Origin of the sequence: Paenibacillus sp. B01 (assembly GCF_009649995.1) — a bacterium.
GTDB classification, from domain to species: domain Bacteria; phylum Bacillota; class Bacilli; order Paenibacillales; family Paenibacillaceae; genus Paenibacillus_O; species Paenibacillus_O pasadenensis.
In genome coordinates this window covers 1,630,001-1,647,868 of record NZ_CP045802.1, presented here as the reverse complement: position 1 = coordinate 1,647,868, position 17,868 = coordinate 1,630,001, and the positions used below count along the sequence as shown (strand labels likewise).

General features: G+C 61.3%; 11 protein-coding genes, 16 tRNA genes and 1 rRNA gene (1 of these 28 running past the window's edge). 2 read left to right on the top strand and 26 right to left on the bottom strand.

Going from position 1 to position 17,868, the window contains the following annotated elements; all coding sequences use genetic code 11:
* Nucleotides 1-80: 80 nt before the first annotated feature.
* Nucleotides 81-1,637, bottom strand: coding sequence for a glucose-6-phosphate dehydrogenase (gene zwf, locus GE073_RS07170; RefSeq protein WP_153783136.1), 1,557 nt, complete (start codon nt 1,635-1,637; stop codon nt 81-83).
* 149 nt (nt 1,638-1,786) lie between these two features.
* Entirely contained in the window at nt 1,787-2,629 is an 843-nt protein-coding gene (locus tag GE073_RS07165) for a hypothetical protein (protein WP_153783135.1), read from the bottom strand.
* A gap of 116 nt (nt 2,630-2,745) precedes the next feature.
* On the opposite strand from GE073_RS07165, the gene GE073_RS07160 reads away from it, so the two are divergent.
* Nucleotides 2,746-3,216 carry a hypothetical protein gene (locus GE073_RS07160; protein WP_153783134.1) on the top strand — a complete coding sequence of 157 codons (471 nt, stop codon included), beginning with the start codon at nt 2,746-2,748 and terminating at the stop codon, nt 3,214-3,216.
* A 140-nt stretch (nt 3,217-3,356) separates the two neighbouring features.
* Nucleotides 3,357-4,049: a hypothetical protein gene (locus GE073_RS07155; RefSeq protein ID WP_101808766.1), complete on the top strand. Its 693-nt coding sequence runs from the start codon at nt 3,357-3,359 to the stop codon at nt 4,047-4,049.
* A 104-nt stretch (nt 4,050-4,153) separates the two neighbouring features.
* Here the strand turns inward: GE073_RS07155 and GE073_RS07150 are convergent, their stop codons facing one another.
* From GE073_RS07150 to GE073_RS07035, 24 genes are all read right to left on the bottom strand, one after another.
* Nucleotides 4,154-4,837: a response regulator gene (locus tag GE073_RS07150; RefSeq protein WP_028600017.1), complete on the bottom strand. Its 684-nt coding sequence runs from the start codon at nt 4,835-4,837 to the stop codon at nt 4,154-4,156.
* Nucleotides 4,834-5,832, bottom strand: coding sequence for a sensor histidine kinase (locus tag GE073_RS07145; RefSeq protein WP_028600018.1), 999 nt, complete (start codon nt 5,830-5,832; stop codon nt 4,834-4,836). The genes GE073_RS07150 and GE073_RS07145 overlap by 4 nt, the downstream gene beginning before the upstream one ends.
* 178 nt (nt 5,833-6,010) lie before the next feature.
* Nucleotides 6,011-6,718 (bottom strand): PspA/IM30 family protein, encoded by a 708-nt coding sequence (locus GE073_RS07140; RefSeq protein WP_153783133.1) that lies wholly within the window; start codon nt 6,716-6,718, stop codon nt 6,011-6,013.
* A 4-nt stretch (nt 6,719-6,722) separates the two neighbouring features.
* The gene (locus GE073_RS07135; protein WP_028600020.1) at nt 6,723-7,202 is read right to left on the bottom strand and encodes a PspC domain-containing protein; all 480 of its coding nucleotides are present in this window, start codon (nt 7,200-7,202) and stop codon (nt 6,723-6,725) included.
* Between the two features lie 5 nt (nt 7,203-7,207).
* A complete protein-coding gene (locus tag GE073_RS07130; protein WP_101808763.1) occupies nt 7,208-7,879 on the bottom strand; it encodes a PspA/IM30 family protein in 672 nt (223 codons plus the stop codon).
* Between the two features lie 42 nt (nt 7,880-7,921).
* Complete coding sequence (locus GE073_RS07125; protein ID WP_028600022.1) at nt 7,922-8,218, bottom strand: LiaF transmembrane domain-containing protein; 297 nt, start codon at nt 8,216-8,218, stop codon at nt 7,922-7,924.
* A 198-nt stretch (nt 8,219-8,416) separates the two neighbouring features.
* A complete protein-coding gene (locus GE073_RS07120) occupies nt 8,417-14,098 on the bottom strand; it encodes a phosphodiester glycosidase family protein (RefSeq protein WP_228551344.1) in 5,682 nt (1,893 codons plus the stop codon).
* 708 nt (nt 14,099-14,806) lie between these two features.
* Nucleotides 14,807-14,889: transfer RNA gene (locus GE073_RS07115), tRNA-Leu, on the bottom strand.
* Nucleotides 14,890-14,933: 44 nt separating this feature from the next.
* A tRNA-Arg gene (locus GE073_RS07110) sits at nt 14,934-15,010 on the bottom strand.
* A gap of 18 nt (nt 15,011-15,028) precedes the next feature.
* Nucleotides 15,029-15,102: transfer RNA gene (locus tag GE073_RS07105), tRNA-Cys, on the bottom strand.
* Between the two features lie 10 nt (nt 15,103-15,112).
* A tRNA-Gly gene (locus GE073_RS07100) sits at nt 15,113-15,187 on the bottom strand.
* Nucleotides 15,188-15,190: 3 nt separating this feature from the next.
* Nucleotides 15,191-15,265, bottom strand: a tRNA-Gln gene (locus GE073_RS07095).
* Nucleotides 15,266-15,274: 9 nt separating this feature from the next.
* Nucleotides 15,275-15,350 (bottom strand) — tRNA-His (locus tag GE073_RS07090).
* Nucleotides 15,351-15,355: 5 nt separating this feature from the next.
* Nucleotides 15,356-15,429: transfer RNA gene (locus tag GE073_RS07085), tRNA-Trp, on the bottom strand.
* Nucleotides 15,430-15,435: 6 nt separating this feature from the next.
* Nucleotides 15,436-15,521, bottom strand: a tRNA-Tyr gene (locus GE073_RS07080).
* 10 nt (nt 15,522-15,531) lie between these two features.
* Nucleotides 15,532-15,607: transfer RNA gene (locus tag GE073_RS07075), tRNA-Thr, on the bottom strand.
* A 16-nt stretch (nt 15,608-15,623) separates the two neighbouring features.
* Nucleotides 15,624-15,699 (bottom strand) — tRNA-Phe (locus GE073_RS07070).
* Nucleotides 15,700-15,715: 16 nt separating this feature from the next.
* A tRNA-Asp gene (locus GE073_RS07065) sits at nt 15,716-15,792 on the bottom strand.
* Nucleotides 15,793-15,796: 4 nt separating this feature from the next.
* Nucleotides 15,797-15,873 (bottom strand) — tRNA-Met (locus tag GE073_RS07060).
* 8 nt (nt 15,874-15,881) lie between these two features.
* Nucleotides 15,882-15,957, bottom strand: a tRNA-Val gene (locus GE073_RS07055).
* A 70-nt stretch (nt 15,958-16,027) separates the two neighbouring features.
* A tRNA-Glu gene (locus GE073_RS07050) sits at nt 16,028-16,102 on the bottom strand.
* A gap of 5 nt (nt 16,103-16,107) precedes the next feature.
* Nucleotides 16,108-16,198 (bottom strand) — tRNA-Ser (locus GE073_RS07045).
* Nucleotides 16,199-16,201: 3 nt separating this feature from the next.
* Nucleotides 16,202-16,277: transfer RNA gene (locus tag GE073_RS07040), tRNA-Asn, on the bottom strand.
* Nucleotides 16,278-16,364: 87 nt separating this feature from the next.
* A 23S ribosomal RNA gene (locus GE073_RS07035) occupies nt 16,365-17,868 on the bottom strand; it runs 1,422 nt beyond the window's last position.

Here is a 17,868-nt window from a genome sequence, read left to right as displayed (position 1 = left end):
AGACGGGCCAAAACGCCTCAAATCCTGTCCGGATGCCCGAACAGGATTGGAATGGCGATGGATATGAAAAATCGGTCGAATCAGCTGCCGCCGCCGCTGATCCAGACGACGTTGTCTTCGGCCTGGCCGTTGACCGGCCACCAGAAGAATCCGTCCTGCTGCAGCAGGCGATCCGCTTCTTCCGGCCCCCAGGAGCCGGCCGCATACGAGCGGAGATCGCCGTCGGACTCGCGCCATGCGGCGGCGATGCGGTCGACGAACGTCCAAGCGGCCGCGACTTCGTCCCAGCGGGTGAAGTATGTGGAGTCGCCGCGAGCGGCGTCGTAGAGGAGCAGCTCGTACGCTTCCGGCGTATTGATGCCGATCTGGCAGCTTTGGCAGAACTCCATCGCGACCGGCTGCACCTCGTTGTCGGAGCCCGGCCGCTTGGCGTTGATCTTGAGGTAGATGCCCTCCATCGGATTGACGCGTATGACGAGCAGGTTCGGAGCGAGCTGATGCCGCTTGGCGAACAGCACGTTGTCCGGCACGTTTTTGAACTCGATCACGACTTCCGTCGTCTTGACCGGCAGCCGCTTGCCCGTGCGGATGTAGAACGGCACGCCCGCCCAGCGGAAGTTGTCCACAAACACCTTGGCGGCGAAGTACGTCTCCGTCGTCGACTCGGGATCGACCTTGTCCTCCTGCCGGTAGCCCGGCAGCTCCTTGCCCTTGCTGCTGCCTGCGCGGTACTGCGCGCGCACGACGCGCTCGCGCACCTCGTCGCTGCCGGCGAACTGGCGCAGCGAGCGGAGCACCTTGACCTTTTCGTCGCGCAGGCTCTCCGGATGAAGGCGTCCCGGCGGCTCCATCGCGATCATCGTGATCATCTGCAGGATATGGTTCTGGCCCATGTCCCGCAGCGCTCCGGAGTGGTCGTAGTAGCCGCCGCGCTCCTCGACGCCGACCGTCTCCGACAGCGTGATCTGCACGTTGGCGATATGATTCTTGTTCCAGAGCGGCTCGAACATCTGGTTGGCGAAGCGCAGCACCTGGATGTTCTGCACCATCTCCTTGCCGAGATAGTGGTCGATCCGGTACACCTCTTCTTCCTTGAACACCTGGCTCAGCTGGCTGTTCAGCTCGCGCGCCGACTTCAGGTCATAGCCGAACGGCTTTTCGATGACGAGCTTATGCCAGCCGGCGGACTCGAGCAGCCCTCCGTCCCGCAGGTTGAACGAGACCGGACCGAACAGCTCCGGCGCCAGCGCGAGGTAGAACAGGCGGTTGCCGTTGATGCCGAACTTCTGGTCGAGCTCGCCGGACAGCCGGTTCAGCTCGCGGAAGCCGTCCACGTTGTGGATGTCTAGCGGCATGTAGACGAAATGATCGGCGAACCGGCTCCACAGCTCCGGATCGGACGGCTTGTACCGGCAGAACTCCTGGATCGACTCGAATATGTCCTGGCGGAACTGGTCGTTGTCGCGAGGACGGCGGGCGAGGCCGACGACCGCGAAGTTCTCCGCCAGCTTGCCTTCTTTATATAGGGAAAAGAGCGCCGGGAACAGCTTCCTCCTCGCCAGATCGCCTGTGGCTCCGAACAGATAGTAGACCGCGCCTTCGGCGGCTGTCAGTTCCTGTTTGTTAGAGTAGTTCATGTTCCTCATTCTTTCGTCATGAATTTGGTTGGATCGGTTCGATATGGTATGTAGTGTATCATATCGTGCAGGGCGCGGCTATTGATCTCACCCAATCTTCATGGGCCCTTCACGTTCGGCAAGCATCGAAGCATGGCGGCTGCGTCCGCCTAGGGCCGGCCGGCCTCGCCCGTCAATAAAGGCACGCCGATCGTGATGGCTGCGCCTGGTTTGTTTCCCGGCTTGGACTGCGCCAGCTGCAGGTTCGCCCGCTCCGAGCCATCATCAGCCTCCAGGCTGACGGAACCCTCCAGGCGGTCGGTGGCGTAGGTCGACACGATCGTCGCCTCGTCCTCGTACTTGTCCAGCCGCCGCGCCTCGGCAGCGGCGAGGATGCGCTCGGCGCTGTCCTCCCGCAGCCCGTTCCCGCTTGCCTGAATCGACAGGAGCGCGGCCGCGTCGTCCACGCCGGCGCCGCGCAGGACGCCGAGCACCCGCGCTTGCGCGCGCTCCAGCGACAGCTTGGAAGCGGGCTGAGCCGCTGCCAGCCGGATGACGGCTTCCATCTCTCCTTCCCCGCTGCCGCTCCGCAGCGCGGAGACGAGCCAGCGGCCCGGTTCGTCCGTCCGCTCCGCTTTCCATAGAATGCCCGATTCCGCTCCCCTTTCATCCGTGGAAGGCACGGAAGCCGCATCAACGCCGGCCAGCTGCGTCCCCAGCTGCTTCGCCTGCGTCTCCGTCAGCTCCGGGACGAGCCAGCGAAGTCCCCAGCTGCCGCCGGCCGCGCCGCCGCTGAACTCCGCATCGGCCCATTGCCAGAGCCGGCCCAGATCGCCCGTCGACGCCGACACGAGCTGGCTCGCGCTCGCCGGCTTGTCGGGCACTCCCCACCCTGGCGTCCCCGCCCCGCGGGAAGACGAGTAGAGGGCCAGCACGGCGAGCAGCAGCGCCGCCGCCCCCAGCCCGAAAGCCTGCCTGGACCGCCGTTTCCGCTCCAAATCGTTCGCTTGCATCCGATCCGCTCCTTTCGGATGATCCGAATTGGGTATTTGACCATGCGCATTCGCCCGTAGGTGAATATACTGCATCATCCCATCCCCCACTTCGGTCAGAAAGGATGATTGGCAGCATGGAACCGATTCGACCGCTTCACGAAGACCACATCAAGCAATTTTGCGGCATGCCCGTATGCATGATCCTGAAGGACGGCACGCGCCATGTCGGCATGCTCACCGCCTGCCGCGACGGCCATATTTTCTTGAACGGCGGCGAGGAGCATCATGACCGCCGCTTCCTGTCCGCCGGCATTTCCGCCGCCAAGACCGCCAAGACCGCCAAGCCGTCTAAGGTCAAGGGCAAAAAAGGCAAGGCCGCCAAGTCGGCCGACATGGAGCCGGAAGCCCATACGCAGGCTTTTCCGTTCCGTCCCGGCTATCCTTACGGCCCCGGCGCGGCCGAGGGAGGAGCGCAGGGCTTCGGCTATCCGGGCGGTCCCGGCGGTTATCCCGGCGGCTACCCTGGCGGATTTCCGCCGTATGGCTTCGGCGCGGCGATCGGCGTCAGTCTGGCCGCCCTGGCCTTTCTGCTGCTTCTCATCTGATACGGAGCTGGACTCGGCCGGCTCAGCGCGGATCAGCCTGCTTCCTTTTCGAAAAAAAGGGAGCAGGCTGTTTGGCGCGTCGATCGATCCGGGTAAAAGAGGGAAAGCATTCCATTCCGCATCAGGAAGGAGGACCTCCCATGCTCCAGCCCTTGCAACGGATCTTCCCTCGCCGCTCGATCGAGCGGACAGCGCCGATCCAGCCCGCCTCCATCCGTCCGGAGACCTCCGCGCCCTCTGGGGCTCCGGACTGGAGCCTGCTCTATGGAGAAGCAGGCGGTCATATGAAGAGAGCGCTCGCGGAGGCCGCTTCCTGGTCGGAAGCGATGGCCGCTCAGCTCCTGGACATCCGCCGCTTGCGGGAACGCCGCCGCCATCTGGCGGACGGCAGAAGCGTCCTGGACGTCCCCGGCCTTGGAGAGGCCGTCCGCAGGCTTGAGAGCGGATGGAACTCGCTGCTGCTGCTGGGCTTCCGCTACAGCGCGACGTTGAGCGATGACGTTGAAGCGGAGCTATGCCGCCTGGCTGCGCATCCTGCCGCCGCAGCAGCCGGATTCCAGCCTGCCGAGGCTGCCGGGAAAGGGAGGCTCCAGCTCGATTCGATCGCCCTGCGCCGCCTGCTCGACGAGCGGCCGGACTCCGTGCTCCGCGCTCTGTTCAGCGCGGAAGGCCTGCTCCCCTGCGCCGAGGACATCCTGACCGGGCTGCTGGCGCAGCCGTCCCGCTCGCTGCTGAGCGACGCGCTGACGCTGCCCTATACGCAGTACAACGAGTATGGGACGCCGGGCAGCTTCCTGCCGCCGCAAGGCTGGCGGCTGCACGAAAGCGTCTAAGCCCCGCTCGCGCGAAGCAGGCGCCGCCTCTTTGTGAGCGGGGCAGGCGCCGCTTCGGCGCGGGCGTCGGCCATGCGGCCCGCCCGCCTGTCGCCCGCGCCGGTTCAGTCGAGCGCCAAATCATGCTTGTGCGCGTAGATCGCGGCTTGCGTGCGGTCCTCTACGCCAAGCTTGTTCAGCACGTTCGTCACATGGAACTTGACGGTCTTGATGCTGATGAACAGCCGGTCGGCGATGTCCTGGTTGGACAGCCCCTGGGCGACCAGCTTGAGCACGTCCATCTCCCGCTCCGTAAGCTCCTCATGCGGAGCTTTTTGCGCGGACGGCTTCGGCTGCCGGAAACGGTTCATCATCTTGGCCGCCACCTGCGACTCCAGCACGGACTGTCCGCGGGACGCGGCCCGGATCGCGTCCGCGATCTCGCCGGCGCGCGACGTTTTCAGCAAATAGCTGAACGCCCCCGCCTCGATGACCGGGTACAGCTTGCTGTCGTCCAGATAGCTGGTCAGCACGATGACCTTCGTCTCCGGCAGCTGCTCCATGATCTGCCGGGTCGTCTCCACGCCGTCCATCTCCTCCATGACGAGATCCATCAGCACGACCTCCGGCTTGTAGGCCATGGCCAGGCGGACCCCGTCCTTGCCGTTGCCCGCTTCGCCGACGACCTCGATGCCGTCCTCGGTATCCAGCACCGCCGCCAGTCCGATCCGCACCATCTCATGATCGTCGACCAGCAGCACCCGGATCGCCGATGCCTCCCGGCCTTCGACGTCTAACGCTCTGCTCATGCTCCTATCCCCTTTCCATCCTCGAGCGGCACCCACATCTCGATCGCGGTGCCCTCGCCCAGAGCCGTATTGACGGCGATCCGTCCGCCCAGCTCATGGATGCGCTCCTCCATCGTCAGCAAGCCGTAAGAGGCCTGCTTCTTTTCTTCCAAATCGAATCCGATTCCGTTGTCGGTGAAGCTCAGCTTGGCCATCGATCCGTCCCGTCTCAGCGAAATGTCCATCTTGGTCGCCTTGGCATGCCGCAGCGTATTCGAAAGAGCCTCCTGCGCAATGCGGAACAAATGGTCCTCCGCATTGGGATGGAACAGCAGCGTCCGATCGACCTGGATGCTGATCTCCATCGGCACCTTCGCCTGCAGCTCCGACACGAGCCGCTCCAGCGCCTGCGCCAAATCCTTGCCGTCGAGATGGACCGGCCGCAGATGAAGCAGCAGCGCCCTCATCTCGGATTGGGCGACCGCCGCCATCTCCTCGATCAGCTGCACTTGGCGGCGTGCCCGTTCCCAGTCCTTTTCGATCGTCCGGCTGACGGCGGTAGCCGTCATGGAGATGGCGAACAGCTGCTGGCTGACCGCGTCATGCAGCTCCCGAGCGAGACGCTGGCGCTCTTCGATGACCGCAGTGAACTTTACCTGCTCCTGCCATTCCTCGCGCTCCTGCTCCTCTTGCTCGTCTTGCTCGTCGTGATCCTTCGCCGACGGAATCGTAATCGTCTTGCGCCGCGCCCCCTGCTGCTGATTGAGCTTGCGCAGCGCTTCCTTCAGCTTGCTCGTCTGCACCGAGCTCTTGAGCGCGGCCGCCGCCATCGCGACCGCGATGATCGACAGTCCGTACAGAGCGGCCTTGCCCTGCAGCGCGAAAAACTCCACGTATCCGAGCCCTTGCAGCAAAATGAGCAGCAAGCCCAGCAAAATGAGCAGCCACAGCAGAATTTCCATTCGGTTGCGGCGGCTTGGCTCCCGTTCGCTGCCCGGAGGTTTCTTGGCGGACAATTCAGCTCCCCCTCTCTTTCTCTACTTTAACGCTTCCCGAGCTGTCGGAACAAGCTCATGCCGTCGCAACGAAGCCACTCAACCAAAGAAAAGCCCCGAACCGTCAGCTTCAGCTGTCCGGTTGGGGCTGCCGCAGGACGAGCAGCCGCGAGTCTCGGCCTCCGTTCCGCCTGTCGTCCTAGGATTCCGTCGACGTCGACTCTTCCGCCGGCGGCGTTGGATTCAGCTTGTTCTTGAGCAGACGCAGCTGCTCCTCGACCTTGAGCTGGTTCTCCGGCTTCGTCTCGGAGCGATAGCCGCCGGTTCCTTGACCGTAAGGCGTGCGGAGCACATCGGCTTCCGCCTCCAGGCGAAGGATCTTCTCCTCCATGCGGCCGAAGCCGCGGGAAGCGGTGCCCGAGTCGATATGGCCGACGGAAGAGCTCTGGGACATCTGCTTCTTGGCCTTGGCCATTTGAGCGCGCGCCGCCAGCTCGTTGCGCTTGTTGCGCAGCTGGTAGAATTCGTCCTTCATGCCGTACAGCTGATGCTTCAGCTCGTCGGCCTGAGCCTTGGCTTCCGCATGGAGGCGGCTGAATTCCTCGGTCTTCTCGTCGAAGTACAGCTTTTCCTCCAGCATCGTGCGGGCCAGATCCTCCTGTCCGGAGCGCAGAGCCGCCTCGGCCTTGCTGTCGCGGTCCGCCGCGCTGCGCTGAGCTTCCTCGTAGCGCTGCTGCATGCGGCGCTCGTTCGCCATCTGCTTGGCGACGGTGACCTCCGCCTGGTGGATCTCCTGCTCCATGTCGCGCAGGTACTGGTTGAGCATGATGACCGGATCCTCCATCTTGTCCAGCACCTCATGCATCGAAGCCTTCGTAATATCCTTCATCCGTTTGAAAATACCCATGTTGTCATTCTCCCTTCTCGTATTTCGCGAGTTTGGCTTTCAAATCGTCCAGCTCCTTGCGGAGCGCCTTTTTCTCCAGATCGTCCATCATTTTGTCCAGCTCGGACGCGGTCGGCTCCGAAGCGTCCTTCCATGCCGGATCATGCGCGCCGGCGCCGAAATGCGGCGGGTTGCGGTACGGGCCGCCGTGAGGACCCTCCGGGCGTCTGCGCGGATCGAAGCCGTAGCCTTGCTCCGGACGCTGCGGGCCGCCGTATCCGCCATAGGATCCGTAGCCTCCGGGCGGGTAGGAATCGTAGGGCGGCTCCTTCGGAATGACGAGCGCCGCCAGAATGTAGACCACGATCGCAGCTCCGCTCGTGCAGATCGCCAGGATGATGATCAGGATGCGGAGCAGATTGACATCGACGTTGAAGTAATCGGACAATCCGCCGCTGAGCCCGGTCATGATCTTCTTTTGTCTGGACCGGTAAAGTTGCTTCATGTCGGTCAGCCTCCTTGTCCTAGCTTCCGTTTGAGCTGCTCCAGCTCCAGCTCGACTTGGGGATTGCCGACTCCGCGCTGCGGACCGGCGTAGTCGGGGCCGCCCTGCCTGAGATCGCGCAGGCTGCGGGCTTCATGCTCCAGGCCGCTGATGCGGTCGTCCAGGCGGCGGAACATGCCCTCCGGCTTGCCGCTGGAGCCGACCGCGCCATAGCGCGAGTTCATGCGCTGCTGCAGCTTGAGCGATTCCATGCGGGCCGAGTAGTATTCCCGCTTGTCGTATACGATCTGATACTCGCTGCGCATTTCCTGCAGCGTCTTTTCCAGATCCTCCATGTTGAGCCGGCTCTGCTCGTACAGGTCGCGGTATTGGGCGGAGCGTTCCTCGGCCGAAGCCTTTTCGTGAAGGGCGATGCGAGCCAGCTGCTCTTCTCCGGCTTTCAGCGCCGTCACCGCTTGCTGCTCTCTCTTTTCCTTCTGCTGCTCCGCCTGGAGCCATTGCATTTTCAGATGCTGGCCATGCGTCGAGTACTGGGCGTGCAGCCGTTCGGACTGAATGATCTCCTCCCGCGTCGCCCACAGGAACTGGTCGATCAGCTTGACCGGATCCTCGGCTTTTTCAAGATGCTCGTTCAAGGTTGCGAGCGTAATGTCGCGAACTCTTCTGATGATGCTCATCCATTCTTCCTCCTTAGCAGGCGCTTATGATGCGATATCCGGTCAGTAAGTACGTCCTTCTTTGAGCTTCGATACGCCCCATGCGATCAGGCCGATCGCCAGCAGCAGCAGGAACAGGCCAGACAGCTTGCCGAGCAGGATGATTACGCCGATAAAGGCGAGAATGCCGCCGATCAGCTTATTGCCGTTGCGCCATCCGATGTAGCCGAGGCCGATCAGGATCAGAGGGAACAGCAGCGAGACGACCCAGCTGATCAAATGTCCGAGCCCCAGGAATTTCATTGCGACGAGCACCCCTGCCGCAATCAAGACTAAGCCTACCGTCGAATTCTTTTTCATCGTTGATTGTCACCGCCTTCCGGACCTTTGGTCGTTTTCTTCATGTCTTTATTCTAGGTCAGACGCGCATTTCCCAAAACGGACCTCGGAACGTTTCTCGACCTGGACTCAGGTCGGGGGCTTCCTCCACCCGCTGTCCGGGGGCTTCCCGGACCTGGCAGGACAAGCAGAAAAGGCGCCCCGGCGGGCGCCCCTTCGTCAATCCTGTTCGATCGCCTCCAGCAGGTCCAGGAGCCGCTGAATCAAAACGACCGCCTCGGCCCGCGTCCCGCTCGCGACCGGCAGGAACCGGCCGTCGCCGGCCCCCTCGATCAATCCGAGCGAGTCAGCCTGGCCGATCGCCTGCTTGGCCCAAGCCGCCAGCTTGGCCGTATCGCGGAAGCCCGCGTCCGCTGGCGCGTCCGGGAGCGGCCGCTCCGTTCGATGCGCGTAGGCGCGGACCAGCATGGCGGCCATTTCCTGGCGCATGATCGCACGGTCCGGCTCAAACCGCCCGGCAGCCGAGCCCAGCGTCAGCCCAGCCTGCCGGACCTGCGCGATCTCGGCGGCATGCCAGCTGTCCGGCGAAACGTCCGCATAGCCCGCTTCTCCGTCGCTCGGCTCCAGCCTTAGAGCGCGGGCCAGCATCGCCGCGAACTCGGCGCGGGTCACGCTCCGCCCCGGCTCGAACGCCTGTCCGCCAACGCCCTGCACGATCAGTCTCGCCGTCAAGGAATGGATCGCTCCCTCCGCCCAATGGCCGGCCTTCACATCCGTATAGGACCGTTCGAATAGAAGCATTCCGTATACGCCGGCTTCCTCCAGCTTCATGGAAGCCCAGGAGCCTGCCGCGGCCCCTTCGAAGCGAAGCGTTCCGTCCGGAAACAGCCGATAAAGGCCTGTCCACTGCGGATCAGCTCCTTCCTGAAGCAGCTCCACTCCGATCGGCTGATCCGATACGGCGATCGTCCGGCCGTCTTGGCCGACCAGCGCCAGCGACCATTCCCGCAGCTCGCCCGCGGCCTGCACCCGGGCGTTGTAGCGTACCGCGGCGGCGGCCAGCAGCTTTTCCGCATCCTGCGGGAGGGATGTCAGCACGAGGCTCGCACCCGCGGCGGCGGATTCATCTCCCGGCAGCCGGCTCTGCAGCTTGCGGAGCGTGTCCGCTGGAATCGAGACGCGGATCCGGCTCGATTGGATCTGCAGCGTCCGCCCGTCCAGCAGCTCGCCAGCCCGGTCCGGGAACGCGATCCGGCTTGGCCAGTCCGAAACGCTCACGACGACGCGGCTCTCCTCCTGCCCCGCTCCTCGCAGCTGTTCTTCCGTCACCACCAGCACATCCGACGACGGCGTCGGCGTCGGGGTCGGGTCGCCGCCTGGACGCGGCGTCGGCGATGCCGGAACGCTTGGCGCCGGAGTCGGATCCGGACTCGGGCTCGGCGTCGGCGAAGGCTCCGGCGAAGGCGATGCCGGGCTTGCAACCTCCAGCTCGTACCGGTCTCGCCATTCTCCGTAGACGGCGGTCACGACCGTCCGGCCGGCTCCGACCGCCTTCAGATAGCCGTCTTGGACGATCGCCACGGACGGATGGTCCGTGCCGTACTCGACTCCCTTCAGCTCATAACGAAGCCCGTCGCTGTATACCGCTTCGGTAACTAACACGGCGCCTTCTCCCGGAGCCAGCTTGCGCGGTCCTTGGAGCCGGATCGACGCGAGCGTCGGCTCCTTCTCCGTCACTTCCAGCTCGTAGCTCGCCGTCAAGCCGCCATGCTCGGCCTGCACGACAGCGCGGCCTGCCTGCAGCGCCGTGACGATTCCGTCGCGGTCGATTGTCGCGACCCGCTCATTCGAGCTGGAGTACGCGACGCCTTCCCGAACCGCTTGCACGCGGCCGGAGGCGTACACCGCCTCGGTCACGACGGCATCCGTTTCTCCCGGCTTCAGCTGCAGCTTGCCCGTCAGCCGCAGCGAGGCCGGCTTCTCCGCCTCGCGGCTTGGAATGCGCAGCGTGTCGACGATGCTTCCGTCCAGCTTTTTCGCCGTCAGCTGGATCTCCTTTTCGCCGATAACGATCGACGTATAGATCTGCTCGTCTCCATCAAAAATCTTCTCCTGCCACATGCGCTCCGTCCAGGCATAGAACTTCGGTCCGGAAGAGCCGCCGATGACGTAGCGGGTGCCGTCCTCTTCCGCCGCGATCTGCCCGCCCCTCATCGGGTAGCTTCTCATATAGATGTGGTCATGTCCGTTCAGCACGAGGTCGACCTCATGCTTGTCGATGACAGGCACCCACAGCTGCTGGACCTTCTCATTCGAATAAATGCTGCCGTAAGGACCTTGATGGAACACGAGCACCGTCCATTTCGCCTCGGAGCCGGCCAGGTCGCGATCCAGCCATTCCGCTTGCTCCTTGAGCCCGGCATCGGCCTGCTCGGTATCGAGGACGACGACATGGGTATCCTTGATGTCAAAGGAATAGCTCGTTCCCCGAGCTGCCGAAGCCCCGTTGTCCGGCGTCTGGAACTGCGCCCGGAAGTCGCCGCTTCCGTTCGTGCCCATGACCTCGTGATTGCCGATGACCGGCACGAGCGTCGTCGTGCGGAGCGCTTCGCCGGCTTCGCTGAACCACCAGTTCCACTGCTCCTGCTCAAAGCCTTTGTCCACCATATCGCCGGCATGAAGGATCAGATCCGTATCCGGCACGTCCGCCAGCGCCCGCTTGAGCGTATCGCCCCAAAGCTTGAAGCCGGCCTGATCGCCCGCCTGCGAGTCGCCGAAAAACAGCAATCGAGTCGTCGCTCCCTTGTCCCCGCTCGTGCGGAACGAGCCTTCGGAGCTCCAGGCTCCGTGTCCGTCTCCGACCCGGTAGGCATACTCGGTATCCGGCTCCAGATGGGCGGACCGAGCCCGGTGCAAGCGGAGGGTGCCGTCGTTGTCCGTCGTATACAGGCTCGACGTTCCTTCGATCCGCTGGACCGCGCCTTTATCGAAGCCCTCGAACGCCTCCCGCTCCGCCAGCTCGACGACCGTGCCCTTCGTCTCCGGGGACGTCTGCCAAGCGAACAGCCGCTCCGTCGCGGCGTCCTCTCCGACCGTGACATTTACATTTTGCGGCGCCGAAGAGCCTGCCGGGGGCGCGACCGTATAGCGCAGCAGCGCGCTGTACGATGTGCCCGACACGGCTTGCAGCGTGTAGGTTCCCGCCTTGGCCGCAGCTTCGAGGCTGCGGATGATGCCGCCCTCTTCTGCAGAGCCGTCGCTCACTTCAATGCCGTTCAAGAGCAGCCTCGCATCCGGCACCGCCGCCCCTTGCCTCAGGACGGTGAATTCCGCAGGCTCCCCAAGCGCGATCTCATGCGGCTGCCAAGCCAAGGAAAGCTCCGGACGCACGAGCGCCTCAATGTCCGGTCCGGCGAATTCGATCGTCTTGCCTTCGCCTTCCGTCGATCGGACGGAGCCCGACTCGAAGCGGATTGCAAACGGACGCGCCAGCTCTCCCTTCGCTTCCTCCAGCGTGTGGGGACCGATATAGCCGCTGTCCACCGTGTACAGGATCGAGGCGATCGAATCCTCATCGGACAGTCCCGCCTCATGCAATTGCTTGAAGTTCAAGCGAACTACGCCTTGTTCCTCGTCTACCGTTGTCTCCAGCTGCTGCTCCGACACCTTGTCGGAGCGCCGCACCTGCAAGCCTCCGGCCGCATTCGGATCGAAGCGGAAGGCGATATGCCCTTCCATCAGCTTGGACGCTTTTTCGGCCCGAACCTCCACCGCGTAGGTTCCGCCAGGATGAAGTTCCTCCGAAGTGCCATATTCGTAATACGGCGAGCCCAGATTGACGCTGAAAGACCAGGTTTGGATCGTCTGGTTGCCGGCCAGGTCCCGGACCGCCACTTTGACCTTATGCCGTCCTTCCGCCAACGGCTCTCGCGGCTTGTAGGAAATCTCGCCCTTGGGAGGGTACAAGCCATGCTCGACCTTCTGGTCATCGACATAGACCCGGATCGACTCCGGATCGATCAGCGTCGTTCCCGGATGCTGGACCGGATCGTAGCCGGCATCTTCTGCCGTCACGGAGATCATCGGCGTCGGCGTGGACACTCTCTCATTGGCAGCCGGCGAAGCCTTTAGGAGCGCCGGGGGCTCGCGGTCCTCTTCCAGCGGACCGTAGACGGCGCGGATGTCGTCGATGTAGAGCGTGCCTGCCGTTTTGTTCGTATTTTTCGTCTCCATATATCGGACGGGCATGTCCATCGTGAACGGAAGCGTCTTGCCCTTCGGCACCGCGGCTTCGACATAGCGCCAGCCCGTCCAATCGACGCCGATTCCTTGATCGGTGAAGTCAATCGCCACCGCCGCGTTGTTGCCGTCCCTCAGCTGCCCGCGCAGCCAGTGCTTCTTTCCGTCTCCGTATACCCACATGCTGATCTTTTCCGGGTAGCCCGGCACCTGGATCCGCGTCTCTTGAGATACGGCGCTCAGGTAGGCCCCTGACGTGCCGGTTTTGCCCGTGAAGTCGTAATCCAGCTTGAGCGACTTCTGCCCGCTGCGGACGAAGTCGGGATCGGACGTCTCGGCGATTTCCACCGAATTGAACGCGGCGCCGGATGCCTGATACGCGGACAAGCCCTGCTCGAACGTCTCCAGCAGAGCCGGCGGAACGCCGACGCTGACGTCCATGGTCGCTTCGATGCCGCTGTAGCTGGCGACGATCTTGCCGTGCACGCCCGTTTCTTCCGCAGCGGCAAAGACCCCCTCCGCGTCGATCGTGCCGATATCGCCTTCCACTCTCCACTGCAGGCTCCGGTTGTCGGCTTGGATGACCTGCCCGTCTCTCAGCGCCCGAACAGCGAGCTTTTCCTTGGCCCCGCTGGAAAACGTCTTCGCCTTGTCGGGGAACTCCAGGCCGGTCAAGACGTCCACTACCTCGACCTGAGCCGTACCGCTCGCTTGCCCGGATGCCGCTCGGACCAACCCGCTGCCCGCGCTCGTCCCCGCCTGGAGCTTGCCGTCGCTTCCGATCGTTCCAATTCCGCCCTCGCTGCTCCAGACAGGCTCGCCTGCCATTGGAGCAGGATGGCCGTTCTCATCCACGCCTGCGGCTGTGAAGGCCAGCGACGAGCCGGCCAAAATCCGCTCGGCCGAAGGCTGTACCGCCAGACTCGCCGCGATCCCGGTTTCTGGCGCCGTGCTGACAAGCAGCAGCCCATTGCCGGTCTTGCGCTCGAACCCGTCCGATCCGCGGTTCATCATGACCGCTTTAGATGTTCCCGGCATGCGGGCAATAAACGTCGATGAGCCTCCCCCGTCCAGATTCATCGCCTGCACGATGCCCATATCCTTCATCATGCCGCCCAGTTCGGTCGTCTCGACGCCCTCGCTGAAGCCAGGCGCTCTGCCGTCGACCTCGAACAGGACGACGCTGCCGTCGGCCTTGGTGCCGATAGCGGTCCGTGGATGGACGCCTGCCGGACCGACATCGGCTTGGACGACGCCATCTTTTACGAGCGGTCCGGTTCCGCCGATGATCAGCTCCGCCTCCTGCCAAGGACCGTCCAGCAGGAAAGAAGCGACGACCTCGTCTCCTGCCTTAAGCCCGGAGGCAACAGCTCTTGCCGTTCCGGAGGCGGATAAGACGACGGTTCCTTCCGTCAATGCCGTGTCGCCTTTTCCCGTTCGGACTTCGGCAACCTGGAGCTTGACCTGCTGTCCGCTTTTCACTTCCCCTTCCCGTATCGTCAGCACATATTCGTCCCCGTCGGGAGAGGTATGAGTCGATTGAGAATAGTCCGATGTATAAAAGACCAGCTGATCGACATCCCGATGACGGTTGATGCTCGTGAGCTCATAGGAGCCCCCCTTGATCTCGATCATTTTCGTCAGCTTCGGCGAGCCGTACAATGAACGGCCGTCCCTCGTGAGACCGAAAGCATAGGGCGAAATGCCGCTATTGAGAATCCGGCCTTCATCGACAAAGAGCCCGTTCGGTACGCCCGTAGCAAAGCCGGATATCTCATAAAAATCGCCGTTGATGCCAGCGACGACACGATTCCCAGGCTTATCCGCATAGGCTGCCATCTCGGTCACGCCCTTCATTCCGTATACTTTTCCGTCCTTCAGTCCGGCCCGCAGCTCAAGCCCGTCCATTCCGGGACGGAACGAGACGGCATGGATCTTCTGTCTGCCGCGCTGATCCTCTACATCCTGCCAGACATACCGAGCGCCTGGGACCAAGTCCAGCTGCCGTGAATCTACGATGCGGCCATATCGAGGCTCTAGCTCAGCGGAAAAAGCTTGAAAAGCCCACGTTTGCTGCAGCAAGGCTACGATCAGAAACGCAACCAGAATCGAATAGCCGGATCTGCTTCTTGCCCTCATTTTCAATCCCCCTTAGAAACGAATGATTTCCTGTTCCTCTTTGTGATGGCTATGTCTTCCTCCAGCCTAACCGGCGAGTATCAACTCCTCATCATTTGAATATAAATTTCATATTAATATTTCAAATTTAACTTTTATTTCATAATTTTAATTCCATTGACCTTGCCGAAGATATCCTACGAAAAGCACAAAAAACCCTTAGGAAATTTTTCCTAAGGGTTTCATTCGTGATGCTGGTGAAGGGACTCGAACCCCCACTCCGTCTCCGGAAGCGGATTTTGAGTCCGCCGCGTCTGCCATTCCGCCACACCAGCAAAGATAAACGTACAAGAGCTCTTAAAATAAAAAAATCCGCTTGTGGCGTGCCCTAAGAGATTCGAACTCCTGACCTTTTGATTCGTAGTCAAATGCTCTATCCAGCTGAGCTAAGGGCACACATCAAGCAAAAAAGAATGGAGGCGCCACCCAGACTCGAACTGGGGGTAAAGCTTTTGCAGAGCTTTGCCTTACCACTTGGCTATGGCGCCTCAATAAAAATGGAGCGGAAGACGGGAATCGAACCCGCGACCCTCGCCTTGGCAAGGCGATGCTCTACCGCTGAGCCACTTCCGCAAATGGCTGGGGATTCAGGGATCGAACCTGAGAATGACGGAGTCAAAGTCCGTTGCCTTACCGCTTGGCTAATCCCCAACAAACACATGGGGCGATCGAGGGGAATTGAACCCCCGAATGCCGGAACCACAATCCGGTGCGTTAACCACTTCGCCACGATCGCCATGCTGGCAGGGGCAGCAGGAATTGAACCCACACTAACGGTTTTGGAGACCGCTGTTCTACCTTTAAACTATGCCCCTATAAACTGGTGGAGGATGATGGATTCGAACCACCGAACTCGTCAGAGAACAGATTTACAGTCTGCTGCGTTTGGCCACTTCGCTAATCCTCCACGGAAAAGCTGGTGCCGCCGAGAGGACTTGAACCCCCAACCTACTGATTACAAGTCAGTTGCTCTACCAGTTGAGCTACAGCGGCGTATTCAATTTTCAAATGGTGGCTCGGGACGGAATCGAACCGCCGACACAAGGATTTTCAGTCCTTTGCTCTACCAACTGAGCTACCGAGCCTAACATTTTTAGAAAATGGCGGAGCTGACGGGATTCGAACCCGCGGTCTCCTGCGTGACAGGCAGGCATGTTAGGCCTCTACACCACAGCTCCGTATTGGTTGCGGGGACAGGATTTGAACCTGTGACCTTCGGGTTATGAGCCCGACGAGCTACCGGACTGCTCCACCCCGCGATAGTTCATGGTGGAAGCTGAGGGGATCGAACCCCCGACCCTCTGCTTGTAAGGCAGATGCTCTCCCAGCTGAGCTAAGCTTCCATAACAATTACAACAGCTTGTATTAATATACCTTAATTCGATATCCAATATCAAGCCATCGAAAGAAAAATGGTGACCCGTAGGGGATTCGAACCCCTGTTACCTCCGTGAAAGGGAGGTGTCTTAACCCCTTGACCAACGGGCCATATCTGGCGGAGAGCGAGAGATTCGAACTCTCGATACGCGATTAACGTATACACGATTTCCAATCGTGCTCCTTCGACCACTCGGACAGCTCTCCAGATGGCTCCCCGAACAGGACTCGAACCTGTGACAACTCGATTAACAGTCGAGTGCTCTACCAACTGAGCTATCAGGGAATATGAAGCGATGGGATGCTTCAGGACTTGCGCCCTGAAAACTGGATCGAACGAAATGCCGTGCTGACCGGCTGGTTCTTGCTTGAGTAGGATAAGCCCTCGACCGATTAGTACTCGTCAGCTGCACACGTTGCCGCGCTTCCACCTCGAGCCTATCGACCTGGTCGTCTTCCAGGGGTCTTACATACTGGGAAATCTCATCTTGAGGGGGGCTTCGCGCTTAGATGCTTTCAGCGCTTATCCCGTCCGTACGTAGCTACCCAGCGGTGCTCCTGGCGGAACAACTGGTACACCAGCGGTACGTCCATCCCGGTCCTCTCGTACTAAGGACAGCTCCTCTCAAATTTCCTACGCCCACGACAGATAGGGACCGAACTGTCTCACGACGTTCTGAACCCAGCTCGCGTACCGCTTTAATGGGCGAACAGCCCAACCCTTGGGACCTACTTCAGCCCCAGGATGCGATGAGCCGACATCGAGGTGCCAAACCTCCCCGTCGATGTGGACTCTTGGGGGAGATAAGCCTGTTATCCCCAGGGTAGCTTTTATCCGTTGAGCGATGGCCCTTCCATTCGGTACCACCGGATCACTAAGCCCGACTTTCGTCCCTGCTCGACTTGTTGGTCTCGCAGTCAAGCTCCCTTATGCCTTTGCACGCTTCGAATGATTTCCAACCATTCTGAGGGAACCTTTGGGCGCCTCCGTTACATTTTAGGAGGCGACCGCCCCAGTCAAACTGCCCGCCTGACACGGTCCCTTCACCGGTTTCACGGTGACAGGTTAGAACTCCGATACGATCAGGGTGGTATCCCAACGGCGCCTCCACCGAAGCTGGCGCTCCGGCTTCCTAGGCTCCCACCTATCCTGTACAGATCGTACCAAAGTCCAATATCAAGCTGCAGTAAAGCTCCATGGGGTCTTTCCGTCTTGTCGCGGGTAACCTGCATCTTCACAGGTAGTAAAATTTCACCGGATCTCTCGTTGAGACAGCGCCCAAGTCGTTACGCCATTCGTGCGGGTCAGAATTTACCTGACAAGGAATTTCGCTACCTTAGGACCGTTATAGTTACGGCCGCCGTTTACTGGGGCTTCGGTTCACAGCTTCGGTTGCCCCTAACCGCTCCCTTAACCTTCCAGCACCGGGCAGGCGTCAGCCCGTATACTTCGCCTTACGGCTTCGCACAGACCTGTGTTTTTGCTAAACAGTCGCTTGGGCCTTTTCACTGCGGCCCCCCTCGGGCTATTCACCCTACCGAGGCACCCCTTCTCCCGAAGTTACGGGGTCATGTTGCCGAGTTCCTTAACGAGAGTTACTCCGCGCGCCTTAGCATGCTCTGCTCGCCTACCTGTGTCGGTTTGCGGTACGGGCACCTTCGCCTGGCTAGAAGCTTTTCTTGGCAGCTGGAGATCATGACCTTCGGTACTGTAAGTTTCCCTCCCCATCACAGCCCAGCCTTACGGTTTGCGGATTTGCCAACAAACCAGCCTCACTGCTTGGACGGACACATCCATCGGTCCGCGTCACTACCCTTCTGCGTCACTCCATTGCTCATAACGGCTTACGGTGGTACAGGAATATCAACCTGTTGTC